This is a genomic window from Arundinibacter roseus (assembly GCF_004348825.1).
Taxonomy (GTDB): domain Bacteria; phylum Bacteroidota; class Bacteroidia; order Cytophagales; family Spirosomataceae; genus Arundinibacter; species Arundinibacter roseus.
Genome location: NZ_SMJU01000001.1, coordinates 375,840 through 393,650, shown reverse-complemented (window position 1 = coordinate 393,650; position 17,811 = coordinate 375,840). Strand labels below are relative to the sequence as shown.

Below are 17,811 nucleotides of genomic sequence, written 5' to 3'. Positions count from 1 at the left end.
AGATTTAATTATACATACTTTACCCAGCCCTCATGCCGGTCGTTAGCCGGCATGAAGTCAAAGGTTTGCAGGAATCTCAGCCCTACCCTGTGAAAACTCCGGGAATCGAACCCGGCCCCGCACCAACACGAGGGCACCAGCAGCTTTCTCCATGCCTGAGTAAGCAGGCAGACTTCATTAGTAACCCATTATCTATCTCTCACTTTCTTTCTAGGTAGTCTCTCAACGCTGCATCCCGTTTTGCTTTGAGCCTGGTTTTACTGCATCCCCAGCGGGAGTAAACCTGCCAAATGGGTTTATCTTTTGATTCCCGTACGGCCCATTCCCAAAAAACGAAAAGCCTTGCTGATGCTTCTGAGCCGGAAAAGTCCTCTAATTGCCTGCACAAAGCGGAAGCCCATGTTCTGCTTTGCCCGATTGTTTTGCTTTCGTGCTTCATAGTAGTTGTCTGTATGTGGCATGATTTGGCGGATTTTTACTCAGAATGTTGCAAACAGCAGTCTGCGCTGCTTCCAGGCTCGAAAAGCCGGGTAAGAACTCATCATCTTCTGGTCGTCGGATTACGGCTTCAAAAGTTTTTTTGTTCTGATAGACCGAAGCTAAGAGCTGAGTTTCCTGTCGGGGCATTCCGTCCGAAGCTTCTATCTCCATCAGTTCCACGTAGATGTGGGTTCCCCAGCTGTATCGAGATTCAAACCAAAGTCGTTGTCTAGGCATGGCTAACACCTCCCTTCTTCTTTTGTGCACAGCGTGCAGGCCCATGAGCGCTCAGGGCGGCTTGTGTCTTGAAGCCACGCGAACAAACGGGACATTTGAAAATAGGAGAGTCAATGAAGTGAGAGGACTCAGCAGGTGGACTGACCTCTTTGTTTTGGAAGAAAGATACAAGCTCCGACAAGGTGATTCCCACCAGCTGAGCATCCCGAAATACCGACGATAAACAATCCCTTTGGATTGATTGATTATCCGGATTCGCCAGCGCACGTGAATACGCCTGTTCAATGCGTTGGAAACGATAGACTTTACTCATGAGCACGTGGATTTAGATTTTTGGAATTCACGTTTTTGGCCAGTTGACGGCCCCATGCAAGCATGATCGTATAAAATCCGATATAAATAATTATGTAAATCATATTGAATCGACGATTAAGGAAGTCAAGCGATTAGTTGCGAATCCACTCATTTTTTAGTTGCTTTATTGGAGTAAAAAACACCATATTGATGACTGATAAAAATCTTCCAATCCATTCAAGACTTGACGAGGGTTTTGAAAATAGGCGTTGGACAGCACTACCTCTTTTGCCACATATTGAATACCTGTGTGTCATTTGTGAATCTGGAAGTGAGCCCCAGAGAATTTATCCAAAGATTTTTAAGGATACCCCATTCAAGTCTGTACATGGAGAGGAAATTTGGGATCGTCTCAAATCCCTTGAAACCTTGAATCTTTTAGTTATTGAACGTGGTCCAAGCAATGAAGTCCTCGGCTTTCATGTACATCCTAAACTGCCTCCTTTATTTCGGGAGCAATTCCCGTCTTTTTTTACTAATTCTCATAAGCCACAACCGAAAGGGATACATAAAATTAGAATCAAAGGCCCGATGCAAGATTTGGAGGATGGAGGTTCATTTCGTTTAGAAGAGCCAATTTACTTAGCTGCCAACACCTCCTATCATTTCAAGATTACCCCTAGAATTGATGGTAGTCGAATAATCTCAATTGCCTTGATCAGCCAAAATCTTTCTGAGGAATAGTATACTTGATTCTTACAGGTCTAATTGAGAGTTTATCCAATATGCCAGTTACATGTAAGGAGTCCAGTTCAATTTTGGGAACTATACTGTGCAATGGAAGACTAAAAATCCGCAGTAATTCATCATGCCAAAGCATGGAGCTAGTTAAACTAGGCTGTAACAAATCATGCTTTATTAGTAGATTTTGCAGATCATATAAGAAGGGGAGTAAACTTCGGATTTCGACCGGGGAGGCTTTTGCATGTTGTGGACCAAGTACCTCTGTCATTGGCCAGTCATCAATGGCTAATTCTTTTATCGAACAGCGGTAACTAAACACTTCCCAGTTTACATACTCGAAACCCAGATTACTCAAATCTTCCAACAAAGAATTTAGTACTGTGTGAGAGGTTCTGTTTTCAAGCGCGCTGCTGCGAGAGGGTAAAGCTATTTGACAGGTCTCTAGATTAGTTGCTAAGTATCCTATCAAAACTTTTTCAAGAGATTGTAATTCCTTTTCTAAATTTTTCATAAATGCGTATTACAGGTTTGAGGTTTAGGAATGGGGCCTGCTTCCTGCAGACCCCAAATTGTGTGTGTAGTTGGCAAAGCCATTTGAATACCTAATCAGAGAAAAGCGTTGGTATTGCCGTGTTCTTCAGTTTAAAGAATTCTTCTGCCTGCGGCATATTCTTACAGGCAATGGTCTTTAAAATGGTCGGAATTTCAACCAGCCTTTCATCAGGTACCGTAAACCAATACCTGAAGCGTCCCCATTTCTGGTTATACAATACTAAGTCTTCCTTGATTTTAAGCTGCTTCGATCCGGGTTGTCGATAGAAAAGCCTGCCTAGCTGGTTAAAATTTTCCTTTCCCATTGTGTTAGTTGTTGCAACCTTTTGCACAATAACTTTGAATTATTTATCAAATATTTATATCATTGTGTCAAGATTTCTATGCAAGTATAAATATATATTTCTATATATGTCAACATGTTAGACATAAATATTTATAATAAATTTCTAATTATCTGATAATCAGAATCTTTTATTGAAAATATTTATATATATTATTAAGGTGTAGAATCCTTTATTCCTCCGATTGGTGAGATTTCTTTTTGATTTACTGATTTAGTGCGCAGAGTAAAGAAGCAGGTTAGAACTATCCCAGAACTTTATGTGGAGCTTATGAAGATTATACCTCTAGTAATGGGCAATCAATGAGACTTGGAACAAATAAGGAAGATGGCGTTACCAAGACCAGATAGTTAGGAAGGGGACCATTTTTCAAAAAGACAATTGAAAAACAGAATAGAATAACAGATTGAGTTACATGTGGAGTGCGTAATAAGCCCATAGTTCTTCAACTCATAAAATTTACTTATTACATGGGCCTACGAAATAAATTCTGATAATTATTTAACTATCAGATAGTTAAAGATTTTACAAAATAACTAAACAATAAAATATATGACGACAGGCGAGCGGTTTAAAATAATGCTGGAATCCATGAGCTTATCTAAATATGCATTTGCAAATAAGATAGGGGTTTCATCAACAGTAATAAATGGTATTGTAAATAACCAGAATAATCCTGGTCATAAGGTACTTACTGGAATACAAAAAAATTTCCCAGAGATAAACACTGGATGGTTGCTTACTGGCGAAGGAGACATGAAAGCTGCACCAGAGAAAATTACTGAAAGAGATTACCTACTTGAGCATCTGATAAAATTAGAGGATCAATTTAATAGACTCTTGAATCAGCTTGATACAAAGGATAGGCAAATTGAAAAGCTGATGGATCTATTGGGAAAGCTTGAGGGTGCCAACGTTGACCAACTTTATCCTACCAAGGTAATACAGCTTTATCCTGTTGCTCAACAGCAGCATGGATAATTTTTTTTGCCCTTGCGGTTGAAAGTTCGGTGGCACCCTGTTGGCCCAAGCGGTCAAATCGGTCTAAATCAAGGAGTTAGTGAAGTTCGTCCATCACCACATTACCCGTGACTATTAATTAGTTACGGGTTTTTTTATGTTTGGGAGACAGTTTTTGAAAAATGCGGATAAGACGTTCGATGATGTTTGACCTGCTTATCTTTTTTTTAATACACCCTGTCTTTTATTTTTTATACGTAGTGTGACGCTCGTACAAATCACTCTTCTCCAAAGTAGTCACTATCAATTTTTTTAAGTTCGTAGGTTTGCTGTGTTGTGCACCCAAGACTATAATCGATCATTAACTGAGCCAGATGTTCGCCATGTATGAGTACTATTTTTGTTTCGTTTCTTGGTGTGTATTCCAAAGCTTCCTTAGTGAAGTTTGAGGTAGTAATGAAAATACCCTTTTTCGCTCCCTGTCCGGCAAGTGCTCCAACAAATTTTTGAAGTTCAGGTCTTCCAACTACATTTCCCGGCTTCCAGCGTTTGGCTTGAATGTAAATTATATCAAGTCCTAATTTATCTTCCTTGATTGTGCCGTCAATTCCTTCATCACCACTTTTGCCCATTGCTTTTCCAGCATCTTTTATAGAACCTCCATACCCCATTTTTACTAAAAGTTCAACCACAAGCCGCTCAAAAAATGCAGGAGATAGTTCGAGCACCTTGTTTAGTAGTTCAGCGGCTAATGATTTTCTTATTCTTTGATAGGCTATATCCAGGCTTTCTTCGGGAGTCTGTTCACTTGTTGTATTAATTGTTATTTCTTCCTCCGTTTGATTATCGTTCCGTGATGCATTTTGAAATTCTAAAAAAGCAGGAAATTGCCTCAAATATTTTGCATCAATTCGATCAGGATTTTGAGCTAATGTTTGCCTGCCACTAGTGGTTATTATAAAGGTTGCACGCTTTGGTGAATCAAGTAATCCTGCTTTTTTTAGATAGGTTTTTGCCCATCCGACTCTATTATCAAATATCGCCTGATTTCCACTGGCCAACAGCTCTTTTCTTTCTTCATCCGTTACCTCAAATTCGATAGCTAATCTTTCAATTAAATCTCTGTACTTGTGCTCTTGTCCATTCGAAACAAGTTTTAAAATTGGTAACATTAACGATTGGTAATCTGGAATCATAGTTGCTTGTTATTTTAGGGTCGTTACCTGATTTTGTTTTTTCGCTAATCCCCTCAACCACCTAAATATACCCATAACCGCAAAATTCCACGCCGGGACAGCTGATTAAATTTCTCCCCCCGCCTTTCCAAAGCCCAGCAACTCTAAACATCCCCACTTTTGAAATCATTTTGAGGATGCTTTGAGGCAAACCGCCTTTTACTACAAATCCCATAGGTTTAGCCCGAACCGAGGCCGTTGGATCTTTTGTCATCAAACCATTTGTATGTACGCTTTGAAGTTCACTTTAAAAATAATCGCCCTGTACCTTTTCATGGCCCTGAGTACTGGCAGTGGCTGTGTATCGGTGTATGCGCAGACAGCCAATGAAGAGAGGGCAGTTAACCTGATTTTTGATACGGACATCGGTCCGGACTATGACGATGTAGGCGCAATGTCCGTGCTTCATTCACTCGCCGACAGTGGTCAGGTACGCATTTTGGCAACGGTTGCTTCCAATCAGTCGCCTTATATTGCAGCGGTTTTGAGCGTGATGAATACTTATTTCAAGCGTCCGGACCTCCCTATTGGCGTGGTGCGGGGGAGGGGCGTCAGGCTTCAGGCGTGGCAGAAATGGGACTCGCTGCTCGTTGCCCGCTATCCGCACAGCCTGAGCTCCAACGCTGAGGCCGAAGATGCCCTGTCGCTCTACCGCCGCACGCTGTCACAGCAGCCCGATCAGAGCGTGACGATTGTTACGGTTGGTTTTTTGACAAATCTGGCAGACTTACTGCTTTCGGGGCCGGATCAGTTTTCTGACCTGAGCGGTCGGGAGTTGATACGAAAGAAGGTAAAAAAACTGGTGAGTATGGCCGGGCGTTTTCCTTCCGGGAAAGAGTTTAATGTAGACCGGGATCCGGTTTCGTCCAAAATCGTTTTTGAAGGCTGGAATACTCCCATCATTTTCAGCGGTTTCGAGATCGGGGAAGCAATTCATACCGGTCTGCCGCTGATGCGGAACGAGGCAATTCGCAATTCGCCCGTAAAGGATGCCTTTGCTATCAGCATTCCGCTCAGCAAACAGGACGTTGCCGGACGCATGAGCTGGGATCAAACTGCCGTGCTTGTGGCAATCAAAGGGCACGAAAAGTATTTTGATCTGGTAGAAGGGCGCTTTGTGTGTAAAGACGATGGCAGCAATACCTGGAACTCAGCGGGGAAAGGGCATTTTTACCTTGTACAAAAAATGCCCGTCGCCAAACTCGAACGGATCATTGAAGATTTAATGAATCGTTAGCTTTTTTATTCCTGCACAGGAAGTTTCATTAGTGAAGAAAATGCCTTTTTTTAATGAGGTTATTATTCTATTTGTTATATAGGAATAGTCGTAAAATAAAGAAAAACTATTCTTTTTTCGGTTGATTTTATATAAGTAGCAGACACTATTCGTAACTTTATGGTGAATTCTTTATGACCCTGAACAAATGCAAAAACTCCTCATGACTTCCCTCGGAAGATTACGCATCCTAGCCTTCGCCGAAGGGGTATCTTTTTTAGTTATCTTGTTTATAACCATGCCTTTAAAGTACTATTTCGATTATCCTGAGGCTAACAAAGTTGTGGGGATGGCTCACGGAGTACTCTTTGTTTTATATATTTTTCTGGTGATTCAGGTAGGATTGGAGCACAATTGGAAATTTAAGCGAATGGCTCTGGCATTTTTGGCTTCTATTATTCCATTTGGCACATTTTGGGCAGATAAACACCTTTTTCAGGCTTCAACTTAGCCATAATTTCCATGTTTTTTTTCACGATGGTATTTTGGTTTACAAAAGAGACATCATTTTTTTGGATTTTATTTTTAGAATATAATAAAAAAACTGTAACTTTCTTACGCATTTGGGAAACTACATATTTATGGAGCAAAAGACATTGAGGGGAAACGCATAATGCAGAAATTTTAGCCATTGAAAATTGAAAGTACGCACGCACATTACAAACCCTCTCTATATCAATTAACCCTAGTATCAATGGAAATGAAATCTGTAATCATCAAGAAGCCTGGAAATGGGCTTTCACGATGGATGTTGTTGTCCGATCCTCTCGCAAAAAAAGATTCGGGACTCGTACTCAAAGGCCATTATCCACAGTACATCTTCGAGATTGTTTCTCCCAATGAAGATCCTGAATGTTTGAAAGTGGATTTTGCCGGCGCTACACACTACGTAATGGTTCGAAAGGCAATCAACGACAACGGTGAGCCACCCGAGCGTTATCTTGTAGAAATGTTGAAATGGTATACGCAGGTAAAAGCCAAGCCAACGCTGCAGGAAATTGCGAACCAGAAAGCAACTAAAAAGAAGCTGGAAAAAAAAGCACAAAACTCAGTTTTGGTATAGTATGCAAAAAACTTTACCAGTAAAAAAGCGCCCGCTATGATTCCAATTACATAATCGGGCGCTTTTCGTATGCTGTTTTCTACGAAATTCTCAGGATTCAGGAACGGCAATTCCCATCATCCGCATGAGTTCGCTGGCATTAAAACTTCGACAAATGCCCTCGTACAGGGAATAATCAAATTGAAGTTTGCCATCCTGCACATCTGACCTGAAATGGCAATTACGAACAAAAGCCTGCTCTGCTCCCCAGTTTCCGAGTTCCAGATCGTGGGTAGAAACCAAACCGGAGGCCTGCATCGGATGCAGTTGTTTGATCAGTGCCTCGGCTCCCCGATGCCGATCAGCGGAGTTGGTTCCCTTCAAAATTTCATCTAATAAATAGAATATAGGAGTCGTAGAGGTAGCTGCTGCCGACAGTTCAAGAAGCTGTCGCAGGCGTTTGAGTTCTGCATAAAATGACGAAGTACTTTCTTCCAGGGAATCCTGCGTACGCATGCTGCTAAATACCTGCACGGGCGAACATGTCAGTTTTTGGGCACATACCACCGAGCCCATCTGCGCCAGCACCAGATTGATTCCGACGGTACGCAGGAAAGTACTTTTTCCAGACATATTGGAGCCGGTAATCAATGTCGTGTGTCCAGTTCCGGCAAGCACAAAATCATTTGGTACGCGCTTATCTCCCGGAATAAGCGGATGTCCCAGCTGCTGTGCATCCACAAGCACGCCATCTTCCCACGCAACCTGCGGCATGGGATAGTCCGGATGCGCAAAGGCAAATCCGGCCAGGCTACTGAGGGCTTCAAAATCTGCGAGAGAGTCGAGCCAGGATTCCAGCTCAGCGCCATGTTCTTTTTTCCAGGATTCGAGAGCTGCCAGGCAATGAAGATCCCATAAAAACGGAATGCCGATAAGTACCATAAAGAACGGATGCAGTCGGTAGTCCAGACGAGCAAACCAATCGCCCAGTTGACGTATAGCCCGTCCTGCCTGCTGTGCAGGTGTTTGCCGGAGCTTCCACCAACGCGACCGAAACGGTACTTCATTGGCCAGTTCAATCAGGTCGGCATAGGCAATAAGCGTATGACCAAGATCGGTTGTACGTAAGCTTAACGCTTGAATGGGTTCCTGAAAACGCCTGATTAGAACCAGATGCCAGAGCAAACTGAGCCAAAACAGCCAGCCCGGCAGGAGGCTTGCCCACGCCAGCCCACCGAGCAGGGCGGTTAGCAATGGCCACCACCGCCACAGGAACGATTTTTGGAGGGTTGTGTCCATACGCTCGTTGGCCCACTCCCGAAGTGCGCCCACCTGCTGTGCAGCGTGTGTATGCAGCAGAGCGGTGGCTTCCCAGCGTTGGCGCCAGGTGGGGTCTGCCTGCAGCTCAGCCACGGCTTCCTGCCGCAATAGAATCTCGTCGAGTGCGGCGTGTTGAGTAAGCCAATGCGCCAGGCGGCGACTGCCTTCGTCGGTGCGGGTTCGGTTGATGAGGCTAAACAAAGAATGCTTGCCAAAAATATCCAGATCAACCGCGTATACATGGTTGGGCTGCGCAAAGGCCTCACCGGTTTCGGGGCGTTGGAATTGGTAGCGCAGGCGTCCTAGTTCGTCGGTATTAATGGCTTGCAGATTTCGTAAAAAGTTGCGTTGCCGGCGGGCGGTTTGCTGAAATTTCATCACAACCACAAAAGCACCACTCAAACCCAGCGCTACGAGGCCATACAGCGGCTCGGCTTGTGAATTCCAGAGCCACAGAAAAAATAAAATACCTCCAAAAATAGCCAAACGCCCAATGGCTAATCCGTTAAAACGACTTTGCGCGCGTTGTTCCTGCTCAGTCGCAATACGCAGTTGCTCCGCAAAAAAATCAGCAGGAGAGGTTTCTTTGAGCACAGAATCAGTGGGTTTCAGCTGTTTCAAATTGGAGTTTAATTAAATTGGCATAAAGGCCATTGGCAATCAGTGCCAGCTCGTTGTGCGAACCTGATTCTACAATTTGTCCTTCCCGAATTACATAAATAGTATCAACCTTACGGATAGTTGCCAGTCGGTGAGCAATGACCAGCGTCGTACGATTTTTCATCAGCTCATCCAGGGCTACTTGCACCAACTGCTCCGACTCGGCATCCAGTGAGCTCGTGGCTTCGTCCAGAATCAATATTTTAGGATCTTTCAAAATGGCTCGGGCAATGGCCACCCGTTGGCGTTGTCCGCCCGAAAGCTTGATGCCTCGCTCACCCACTACCGTTGCAAGCCCTTCGGGAAAAGACTCAATGAATTGCAGGGCGTTGGCTTTGCGGGCAGCTTCTTCTATTTCGGCATCCGTTGCGCCGGGCCTGCCGTATTCAATATTTTCTCTGATTGTTCCGCCAAAGAGCATTACTTCCTGCGGCACAACGGCAATCATCCGACGCAGGCTGGTAAGCGAATAGGCCGACAGCGGCAATCCATCAATCAGGATTTGTCCGCCCTGTGGATCGTAAAAGCGCATCAAGAGCTGCACAATGGTCGATTTGCCCGCTCCGCTATATCCTACAAGTGCTATTTTTTCTCCGGCATCAATTTTAAAAGAAATGCCTTTTAACACTTTAACATCTGCCCGTGCAGGATACGAAAACTCGATGGAATCGTACGTAATTTGACCCTGTACGTTGTGCGTTTCTGTGCTGGGAGCTTTCAAATCTACCTCTGAGGTTTCGCTCATGATTTCGAGCAGGCGTTCAGAAGCGCCAATCGTTTTGTTAATCTGAGCGTACATATCACCCAAACCGCCCATTGCCCCGCCAATGAAAGTGGTATACAACACAAAAGTGAAAAGATCGGCGATACTCATTTCGCCCGATTGTACCAGCGTAGCGCCAAACCATATCACACCCACGATGCCTCCAAAAAGAGCAAAGATGATGAAGGACACAAAACCTCCGCGAAAAGTAGCCGCTTTGAGTGCATTGTCAACCACTTTATCAAGTGCACTTTTATAGCGATTGACTTCCAGTTGCTCGTTCGTAAATGCCTTTACAACATTCACCGATTGCAGGGTTTCTTCTGCGATGACATTGGCCGCAGCCAGTTCATCCTGTGCTTTCTTGGAAAGTCGGCGAATGTACCTGCCAAAAAACATGGCTGCCACCACCATAATCGGAAATGTGGCCAGCATAAATAAGGTAAGTTTCCAGGAAGTCAGCGAGATAAGCACAACGCCAACCACAAGCGTGGCAATTTGCCGGAAGAACTCCGCAATGGTAAACGAGAGCACATCCTGAAGCTGGGTTACGTCCGACGTAATGCGGCTCGTAAGCTCGCCCACGCGGCGCTGTTCCAGAAAACCAATCGGTAGCGTAATGATCTTGCTGTACACCTCCCGGCGCACATCGGCCATGGCCCATTCGCTCACCCGCGAAAACAGATAGATTCGAAAGAAGGAAAAGATGGCCTGAAAAACCAAAATAGCGATGAGAAGCAGCGTAAGTTGGTTGATGGTGTAGCTCGACTTGCCTTCAATTACTTCGATGATACTGCCCACAAGTTTGGGGAAAGCAAGCGAAGTGCCCGTGGAAAGAATCAGGAATATAAAACCTGCAATGAAGTACTTCTTATAAGGAAGCGTATACCGGAATATTTTTAAGGTGTTTTTTAAGCCTTTCCAGCTTAGTTTTTTTACGGCAAAAGGCGACTCTGTGTCGGTGCTGTCGTCGTCGTTTTTGCCAAATCTGCGTTTTGCCATGTTGTTGTGTAAAATCCTGTGTAGGGTTATGTTCTATTCATCATCCAACTGCCCTTTATAGCCAGATTGTTCCAGAATCTGCCGGGCATTGGGGTTTTTCATCAGCTCAGGAAGCGTAACTTCGGGCTGTTCGTTCAGGTATAAATTCACGATTCGCCAGCCGATCCAACGGCCAATACCACCCGGAACGTCCGGACCTATTTCAGGAGTGAACGGACGCTCGCCGATGTACTTATCTTTTAGTAAAGGTGCTTTTTCGTATAACAGCCGATTTTCAATCAGGTAGGCCCACAGTTGGGTTTGGCTTACGTCAGCCTTGTCCAGGTCGCGCTGCGAAAACCCAAGAATCAGGCTGTCGGGTGTGTTGGGAAGTGTATGTTTGACAAATTCAAAAGCTTTGCCGTAGTCAACCATTTGTGCCAGCAAGGTGGCGTCTTGTGGATCTTTGCCTGTAAATTGATCGGATATGAAAAATAGAATGGAAGGAATCAGATATTCTTTTTGGTAGCGTCTCAATTGGTAATCGTACACGTCCGGCCGATAAGTTGCCTGTGGTCCCCCAAAATAATCCAGTCCGATAATAATCAGGCTGTCAGATATGTACAGGTCGTTGCCCATAAATCCGGTCACGATTGTGGCGACGCGTGGAGGGGTAAAATCGGGATAATAATAGGTAACGTACCGAAATGCTTCTTCCAAAGGCTTTTTTATGAGCTCGTCCCGATTTTTATACAAAGAATCTATCTCTTTTTTGAATCCCTGAAGCGCATTATTACGTATATGTTCATACAGAAGATTGGCCAAAAGGGAGTCATTTTTGGGGATGTTTGAGAAAAACACCTGACCCAGGAATGGGTGCTTATTCAGAAATGCCCGCACCTCCGCTTCTGATGTACAGCCAAATAGCGAATCTTCGAGAGATTCTACCTTGACTTCCAGCGCTATGTCCGAAATGTCAGGCGTTTTCTCCGAAGAAAAAGAGCAACCATTTAGGGAAATAAGTACGAGTAGTACAAAAAAGAAAGATAAAGGCTTTACATACATTCGCTCAAAGTCGGGAGACACGTTGACAAAACATGCAAAAATAGGCAAAAAGTTGCAAAAGCGAGTTTTCATTTGGAGGTCAGGGTTGTAAAGTATAGTTTAAGAATTCGTTGTTTTTTTCATGAAGTAAAGCCAGTATGCAAAACGAGTTCAAAAAGAGGATTAGTATTTTAGGTTGTGGGTGGCTCGGCAAGCCTCTTGCCGTTCATTTATTAGCGAGTGGATTTGGCACCGTAAAAGGGAGCACCACTACTCCCGAAAAAGTACAGCCATTGCGGGAGTTGGGTATTGATGCTTATTGCCTGAGTCTGAACCCCGGACCAGAGGGTGAAGGCTGGAAAGAGTTTCTGAGTACCGATGTATTTGTTGTGGATATTCCGCCCCGCAGTTCCCGGCAGGGAGGGGAGTTTCATCCACAGCAGATGCAACAGTTGGTTGAATTGTTAAATACAAATACTCAACCCAAAGAAATACTATACATAAGTTCAACATCGGTATATCCGGAAACCAGTCAGATTCTGACTGAACAGGATGTAACGACACAAGCGCAGGCGGCATCCTCTTTTATGTTTGAAGCAGAAGAAATCCTGCGGGCAAGGCATGCGCAAGGACAACAGGTGACAATCCTGCGCTGTGGAGGTTTGATGGGCTATGACCGCATTCCGGGAAAATATGTGCAGGGCAAGACAAACCTGACAACCGGTAGCACGCCGGTCAATTATGTGCATCAGGATGATGTCGTGAGCCTTATCACCCAATTGATTGTTGAAGGATTGCCCGCTGATACCTTCAATGTGGTTGCGCCTCAGCATCCATCGCGGCAGGAGGTGTTTGTACAGTCGTGTCAGGCCTTTGGATGGACGCCGCCAACCTTTGCAGAACCGATTGAACCAGAATCTTTTAAAATTATTTCGGGAGAAAAACTGACCGATTATCTCCACTATACCTTTCGCTTTCCTGATCCACTTCATTTTTTGTATCAGGCTCCGGACAAAACTACTTGAGCAGGCACAGTTCTTGTTTAAGCTGAATTGAGTTTGTTTAAACATCACTAAACAAGGATGCCCGCAATTTTCCAGTCCATTTCATTTTGTTTAAGCAGTTGAACGCTTTTTGGTAGTTTAATTTAATTTTAATCATATTAATTAAAGAAATAATACTAAAAATAGGCAAAGTATTTAAAAAAGCAGAAAAATAATTGATAAATAGTTGTAGAACCCCTTGGAAGTTTGTTTAAGATTTAGTTATTTTGGTTCAACAAAACATCACAACAAACCAACGTTTCCTATGACCGCTCTTGAATTCACATATAACCTCAATCGGGTTTCCAAAACACTGAAACCCTTTGCTATGCGTCTCACTCGTGACTCAGAAGATGCAAACGATCTTTTACAGGACACTTTACTAAAAGCTTTTACAAATCGGGACAAATATACGGATGGTACAAACCTGAAAGCATGGTTGTACACAATCATGAAGAACACGTTCATCACTAATTATCAGCGGATGATTCGGAAGAATACATTCATTGATACTACTGATAATTTACATTACCTCAATTCATCCGAAAACAGTACCTACAACGAAGGATACACCGCCTTTGCGATGGAAGACATAACAAAGGCGATTGATTCGCTGGATCAGGCGTACAAAGTGCCCTTTATGATGCATTTTCGGGGATTCAAATACCATGAAATTGCCGCCAAACTTGATATCCCCATCGGAACGGTCAAAAACAGGATTCACATTGCCCGGAAAGAACTTAAAGATATGCTGCGTGTGTACTCACACATGGATTAAAGCAGCGGAGGTGCATGCTCAGATAGAGCATCAATGAAAGATTTTGGTTAAAAAGAGGAAGGTTTGAGAAAGTTAGATGGGCTTCCGTCTAACTTTTTTGTTTAATATCGGTTCTCAAAAGCAGCATTCTCTTTATTTTTCTATGCAAAGTTCCCCCAGAGTTATTGTAATTGGTTCCGGTTTTGCCGGGCTTTCAGCGGCTACTCAGCTGGCTCACAAAGGATATGACGTAACTATTCTCGAAAAAAACAGCGGGCCCGGCGGTCGGGCGCGGGTCTTTTCGGCAGAAGGCTATGTGTTTGATATGGGCCCAAGCTGGTATTGGATGCCCGATATTTTTGAAAATTATTTTGCGCGCTACGGCAAAACTCCCGCTGATTATTACAAACTCATCCGGCTTGATCCGTCCTATAAAGTCATCTTTGATGCACAGCAGGATGTAGACCTGCCCGCTGACATGCAGCAGTTGAGAGCCCTGTTTGAATCTATGGAAAGCGGCAGCGCAGCACGGCTCGACGAGTTTTTGCGGCAGGCTGCCTATAAATACGACGTCGGAATTAATAATTTTGTGTGGAAGCCAAGTCGGAAAGTTTCTGAGTTTTTGAGCCTGAAACTGCTTTATGACGTAACGCGTCTGGACGTTTTTCAATCGTTTTCGTCTCACGTGCGTAAGTTCTTTAAGGACCCGCGTCTGTTGCAACTCATTGAGTTTCCCATCTTGTTTTTGGGGGCTACTGCCGAAAAAACACCCGCTATGTATAGCCTCATGAACTATGCCGAAATGACCATGGGAACCTGGTATCCGATGGGTGGAATGCATGAACTTGTAAAGGGAATGGTGAAGTTGGCGGAGGAAAAAGGTGTAAAAATGCTTTACAATCAAAAAGTTACGCATATTGAAGTCAAAGAAGGGCTGGCGCGTAGAATAGAAACGGACGCCGGGATTTTTGAGGCGGATGTCGTGGTGGCCGGTGCTGATTACCACCACGTAGACAGTCAGCTATTGGATGAGCCGTATCAAAACTATGACAAAAAGTACTGGGACAGCCGCACAATGGCGCCCTCGTCGTTGCTGTACTATTTGGGGGTCAACAAGCGTGTGCCAAAGTTGCTGCATCACAATTTGTTTTTTGATGAAGATTTTACGCTTCATGCCGACGAGATTTACGAAAACCCCAAGTGGCCTTCCAAACCGTTATTTTATGTATCAGCACCTTCCAAAACTGACCCAACGGTTGCACCCGAAGGTTGCGAAAATCTCTTTGTCCTGATTCCGGTAGCGCCCGGCCTGACGGACGACACGGAAGCCGTGCGTGAAAAATACTATAACCTGGTAATGGAGCGTCTCGAAGCCTACGTAGGCGAGCCCGTGCGCCCGCATGTAACGTATAAGCGTTCGTACGCCCACCGTGATTTTATTCAGGATTATAACGCCTTTAAAGGAAATGCGTATGGATTGGCTAATACGCTGAAACAAACGGCGATTTTGAAACCGGGCCTGAAAAACAAAAAAGTAGGGAACTTGTACTACACCGGCCAATTGACCGTACCCGGTCCGGGCGTGCCGCCGTCGCTTATTTCCGGCCTGGTAGTGGCCGAAGAAGTAGCTAAGGAATTTCCATTGTAAAAAACAGTACCTTAGAGCATACAAACGCTGGTTTTAACAAAATTTGGGAAATCCGGTTATATTGAAATATTATTTCAGAGAAATACAAAAAACGATTTTATTCTAATGCTGGAACTATTCAATCAGACAACGCTGCAATGCAGTAAGATCATTACGGAGCACTACAGTACTTCTTTTACGCTGGGTATCCGTACACTTGATCGAAAGTTCCACTTGCCTATTTATGCCATCTATGGTTTTGTGCGCTATGCCGACGAAATCGTGGATACCTTTCATGATTTTGACAAGAAGAGTCTGCTTGAACGGTTTCGGGCTGATACTTTCCGGGCCATTGAGGAGAAAATTTGCCTGAATCCTGTTTTGCACTCCTTTCAGCTGGTGGTCAATCAATACGGAATTGATCATGAGTTGATTGAAGCTTTTCTGCATAGCATGGAAATGGACCTGTACGAGCAAACCTACACCAACGACTGCTACGAAGAATATATCTACGGTTCGGCAGAAGTGGTAGGGCTGATGTGCCTGCGGGTTTTTTGTGAAGGAAATACAGCCCAATATGATCACCTCCGCGAGGGAGCCCGGCGGCTGGGTTCGGCCTTTCAGAAAGTGAACTTTTTGCGTGATCTGAAAAGTGATTTTCAGGATCGGGGCCGGGTGTATTTTCCCGGAGTCGATTTTAAGGCATTTGACCCTACCTCTAAAAAAGCAATTGAACAGGATATTCAGGAAGACTTCGACGCGGCCTATCAGGCAATTCTGCAACTTCCCAAAGGTGCCCGGCAGGGCGTGTACCTGGCGTATGTATATTACCGCACGTTATTTGATAAAATAAAACGCCTGCCTGCGGCCCGTATTCAGCATGAGCGCATTCGGGTGCCCGATAGCCGCAAACTCGCCCTGCTTGCTCAGACTTACGTGAAATTCAGGATGAATGCGTTGTTGGCGTCTTTTTGGTGAGATGATTTCAGTGAACTGGTTAGTTGGCCAAAGACTGTTGCTGAAATTGAACAGCCGATAAAATCGCCAACTGCTGTTCGTATTCCTTTTTCTGTTGAAGAAGCTGTTTCCTGATGTCTGCGAAGTAGTTGTCCCAGTCTCCGGCCTGCACCACCTTTTGGTATTCTTCCGATTCTTTTAGGGCCTGAATACCAACTTCTATTGCTTCTCGTTTTTCGAGTAAGACGGTACGCCTTTGTAAAAGCTTACTTTTTTGGGTTAATATCATTCCACCAAACTGATAAATACCCTGTTGCAAATCACGATAAATCTTTACTACTTTATTCAGATCATTGGCTTCGTACGCATCTTTTAAATCAATAAAAACCTGGTGCGCTACCTTCTTTTGTTCAGGATCTGCACCTACTTTATCAGGATGGCACAGCTTTGAAGCCTTTCGGTAAATATCCTTGATAAATACGACCTCGTCAGGCCGCAAATGATTGACGACTTTCGTTTTAGTGCTATCGTGGGCCTGCTTGTATTGTGAGTAGTCTCTCTCCGCTTCATTTGCGGCTTCCTGATCTTTTTCTGCTTCCGAAATCTGCCTTTTCAGAATCAAGATCATCAGTATCAGTTCGCCCAGCTCGGTGCTATGTTTTACCGAGAATTGGTACACTAATTTTTCCAGTTCGGTAAACTCATCTTCTAAGGTGGCTATCTGCCATTCCAAAGCCCTGATTTCCAGCTGCAATGCCGATACTTCTACATCGCTTTGTAGCACTAGCTGTTTCATTCGGTTCAGAAACGCCTGTATTTTCTTGACGGCTTCGGCGTAGTGGCCCTTTTCTACTTCATCTAATAATATCGAAACCTCGATCAGTGAGTCGGGCAATTGCTCCTTAGGAAGGAGTGCTTTGGTTTTCAAAACCTGATAATCTATATCTTCCTGGTCTTCCAGCCGAATCAAGTTTAGCAACGTTTCGAGTCGGATTACGATTTTTCCCCAATCAGCCTGAACCGTTCCTTCTCCCATTTGCTTCAATTTTAGGGAGGCAAATTCTTGTAGAAAATCAACAACAAGTGCGCGGTCGTCGTCAATGATTGTAATGCTTTCGTGGTTGCTTTGTGCTTTGCGCGTCCAGTTATAGGACCCAAAAAGCAACACTTTTTCGTCAACGATACAGAACTTGTTGTGCATCAGGGGCGAACTTTCGTCGTCATCGCCCACAAACTGTACCAAGCCCCCTCGCTGAATCAGTGCCTCAAAGTCCAGGCGAGACTCATGGTTGAAGCGGTGGTTTGCCATCAGCACTTCAACCTGTACTCCCTGCTTTTGTTTACTTAGCAGAATATCGAACAAGGCAGGATCGGTAAACCATGCTACCACTACCCGGATAGAATGCTTGGCCACGTGGAGTCGCTTGCTGATGTGGCTTTGAATATTGTCGAAATATGCTTGTGAAGGCATGGGTCTACATGGTTGGATAATATG

At 44.2% G+C, this 17,811-nt stretch carries 19 protein-coding genes; 9 read left to right on the top strand and 10 right to left on the bottom strand.

Annotated features, from left to right (window positions below; all coding sequences use genetic code 11):
- Window positions 1–296: 296 nt before the first annotated feature.
- The 3 genes from EZE20_RS23905 to EZE20_RS01725 are packed head-to-tail and all read right to left on the bottom strand — an operon-like array spanning window position 297 to window position 1,030.
- The gene (locus tag EZE20_RS23905) at window positions 297–461 is read right to left on the bottom strand and encodes a hypothetical protein (protein WP_165933382.1); all 165 of its coding nucleotides are present in this window, start codon (window positions 459–461) and stop codon (window positions 297–299) included.
- Window positions 436–717, bottom strand: coding sequence for a hypothetical protein (locus EZE20_RS01730; RefSeq protein ID WP_132113822.1), 282 nt, complete (start codon window positions 715–717; stop codon window positions 436–438). Before EZE20_RS01730 ends, EZE20_RS23905 begins: the two co-directional genes overlap by 26 nt.
- On the bottom strand, window positions 710–1,030 hold the full coding sequence (locus tag EZE20_RS01725) for a hypothetical protein (protein ID WP_132113820.1): 321 nt from the start codon (window positions 1,028–1,030) through the stop codon (window positions 710–712). Before EZE20_RS01725 ends, EZE20_RS01730 begins: the two co-directional genes overlap by 8 nt.
- A gap of 191 nt (window positions 1,031–1,221) precedes the next feature.
- Between EZE20_RS01725 and EZE20_RS01720 the strand changes: the two genes are divergently transcribed.
- Window positions 1,222–1,755, top strand: a complete 534-nt coding sequence (locus tag EZE20_RS01720) for a hypothetical protein (protein WP_132113818.1) — start codon at window positions 1,222–1,224, stop codon at window positions 1,753–1,755.
- Here EZE20_RS01720 and EZE20_RS01715 read toward each other — a convergent pair.
- Both EZE20_RS01715 and EZE20_RS01710 read right to left on the bottom strand, forming a co-directional pair.
- Entirely contained in the window at window positions 1,730–2,266 is a 537-nt protein-coding gene (locus EZE20_RS01715) for a hypothetical protein (RefSeq protein WP_132113816.1), read from the bottom strand. The genes EZE20_RS01720 and EZE20_RS01715 overlap by 26 nt on opposite strands.
- A gap of 91 nt (window positions 2,267–2,357) precedes the next feature.
- Complete coding sequence (locus EZE20_RS01710) at window positions 2,358–2,612, bottom strand: hypothetical protein (protein ID WP_132113814.1); 255 nt, start codon at window positions 2,610–2,612, stop codon at window positions 2,358–2,360.
- Between the two features lie 591 nt (window positions 2,613–3,203).
- Between EZE20_RS01710 and EZE20_RS01705 the strand changes: the two genes are divergently transcribed.
- The gene (locus EZE20_RS01705) at window positions 3,204–3,632 is read left to right on the top strand and encodes a helix-turn-helix domain-containing protein (protein ID WP_132113812.1); all 429 of its coding nucleotides are present in this window, start codon (window positions 3,204–3,206) and stop codon (window positions 3,630–3,632) included.
- Window positions 3,633–3,889: 257 nt separating this feature from the next.
- On the opposite strand, the gene EZE20_RS01700 is transcribed toward EZE20_RS01705, so the two are convergent.
- The gene (locus EZE20_RS01700; protein ID WP_132113810.1) at window positions 3,890–4,807 is read right to left on the bottom strand and encodes a restriction endonuclease; all 918 of its coding nucleotides are present in this window, start codon (window positions 4,805–4,807) and stop codon (window positions 3,890–3,892) included.
- Between the two features lie 313 nt (window positions 4,808–5,120).
- Between EZE20_RS01700 and EZE20_RS01695 the strand changes: the two genes are divergently transcribed.
- From EZE20_RS01695 to EZE20_RS01685, 3 genes are all read left to right on the top strand, one after another.
- Window positions 5,121–6,083 (top strand): nucleoside hydrolase, encoded by a 963-nt coding sequence (locus tag EZE20_RS01695; protein WP_132113808.1) that lies wholly within the window; start codon window positions 5,121–5,123, stop codon window positions 6,081–6,083.
- Window positions 6,084–6,270: 187 nt separating this feature from the next.
- Window positions 6,271–6,573: a DUF3817 domain-containing protein gene (locus EZE20_RS01690; RefSeq protein WP_132113806.1), complete on the top strand. Its 303-nt coding sequence runs from the start codon at window positions 6,271–6,273 to the stop codon at window positions 6,571–6,573.
- Window positions 6,574–6,816: 243 nt separating this feature from the next.
- Complete coding sequence (locus EZE20_RS01685; RefSeq protein WP_132113804.1) at window positions 6,817–7,185, top strand: immunoglobulin domain-containing family protein; 369 nt, start codon at window positions 6,817–6,819, stop codon at window positions 7,183–7,185.
- A gap of 90 nt (window positions 7,186–7,275) precedes the next feature.
- Here EZE20_RS01685 and EZE20_RS01680 read toward each other — a convergent pair whose 3' ends face one another.
- Genes EZE20_RS01680 through EZE20_RS01670 form a run of 3 tightly spaced genes read right to left on the bottom strand, consistent with a single transcriptional unit; the run spans window position 7,276 to window position 12,025 of the window.
- Window positions 7,276–9,105 carry a MutS-related protein gene (locus EZE20_RS01680; protein WP_228713494.1) on the bottom strand — a complete coding sequence of 610 codons (1,830 nt, stop codon included), beginning with the start codon at window positions 9,103–9,105 and terminating at the stop codon, window positions 7,276–7,278.
- Complete coding sequence (locus EZE20_RS01675; RefSeq protein WP_132113802.1) at window positions 9,083–10,909, bottom strand: ABC transporter ATP-binding protein; 1,827 nt, start codon at window positions 10,907–10,909, stop codon at window positions 9,083–9,085. The genes EZE20_RS01680 and EZE20_RS01675 overlap by 23 nt, the downstream gene beginning before the upstream one ends.
- 33 nt (window positions 10,910–10,942) lie before the next feature.
- A complete protein-coding gene (locus EZE20_RS01670) occupies window positions 10,943–12,025 on the bottom strand; it encodes a gliding motility protein GldB-related protein (protein WP_132113800.1) in 1,083 nt (360 codons plus the stop codon).
- Window positions 12,026–12,090: 65 nt separating this feature from the next.
- On the opposite strand from EZE20_RS01670, the gene EZE20_RS01665 reads away from it, so the two are divergent.
- The 4 genes from EZE20_RS01665 to EZE20_RS01650 all read left to right on the top strand — a co-directional run bounded on the left by EZE20_RS01665 (window position 12,091) and on the right by EZE20_RS01650 (window position 16,337).
- Complete coding sequence (locus EZE20_RS01665) at window positions 12,091–12,957, top strand: NAD-dependent epimerase/dehydratase family protein (RefSeq protein ID WP_132113798.1); 867 nt, start codon at window positions 12,091–12,093, stop codon at window positions 12,955–12,957.
- 283 nt (window positions 12,958–13,240) lie between these two features.
- The gene (locus tag EZE20_RS01660) at window positions 13,241–13,753 is read left to right on the top strand and encodes an RNA polymerase sigma factor (RefSeq protein ID WP_132113796.1); all 513 of its coding nucleotides are present in this window, start codon (window positions 13,241–13,243) and stop codon (window positions 13,751–13,753) included.
- 142 nt (window positions 13,754–13,895) lie between these two features.
- Window positions 13,896–15,380 (top strand): phytoene desaturase family protein, encoded by a 1,485-nt coding sequence (locus EZE20_RS01655; protein WP_132113794.1) that lies wholly within the window; start codon window positions 13,896–13,898, stop codon window positions 15,378–15,380.
- A 105-nt stretch (window positions 15,381–15,485) separates the two neighbouring features.
- The gene (locus EZE20_RS01650) at window positions 15,486–16,337 is read left to right on the top strand and encodes a phytoene/squalene synthase family protein (protein ID WP_132113792.1); all 852 of its coding nucleotides are present in this window, start codon (window positions 15,486–15,488) and stop codon (window positions 16,335–16,337) included.
- A gap of 19 nt (window positions 16,338–16,356) precedes the next feature.
- Here the strand turns inward: EZE20_RS01650 and EZE20_RS01645 are convergent, their stop codons facing one another.
- The gene (locus EZE20_RS01645; protein WP_132113790.1) at window positions 16,357–17,787 is read right to left on the bottom strand and encodes a phospholipase D-like domain-containing protein; all 1,431 of its coding nucleotides are present in this window, start codon (window positions 17,785–17,787) and stop codon (window positions 16,357–16,359) included.
- Window positions 17,788–17,811 lie beyond the last annotated feature (24 nt).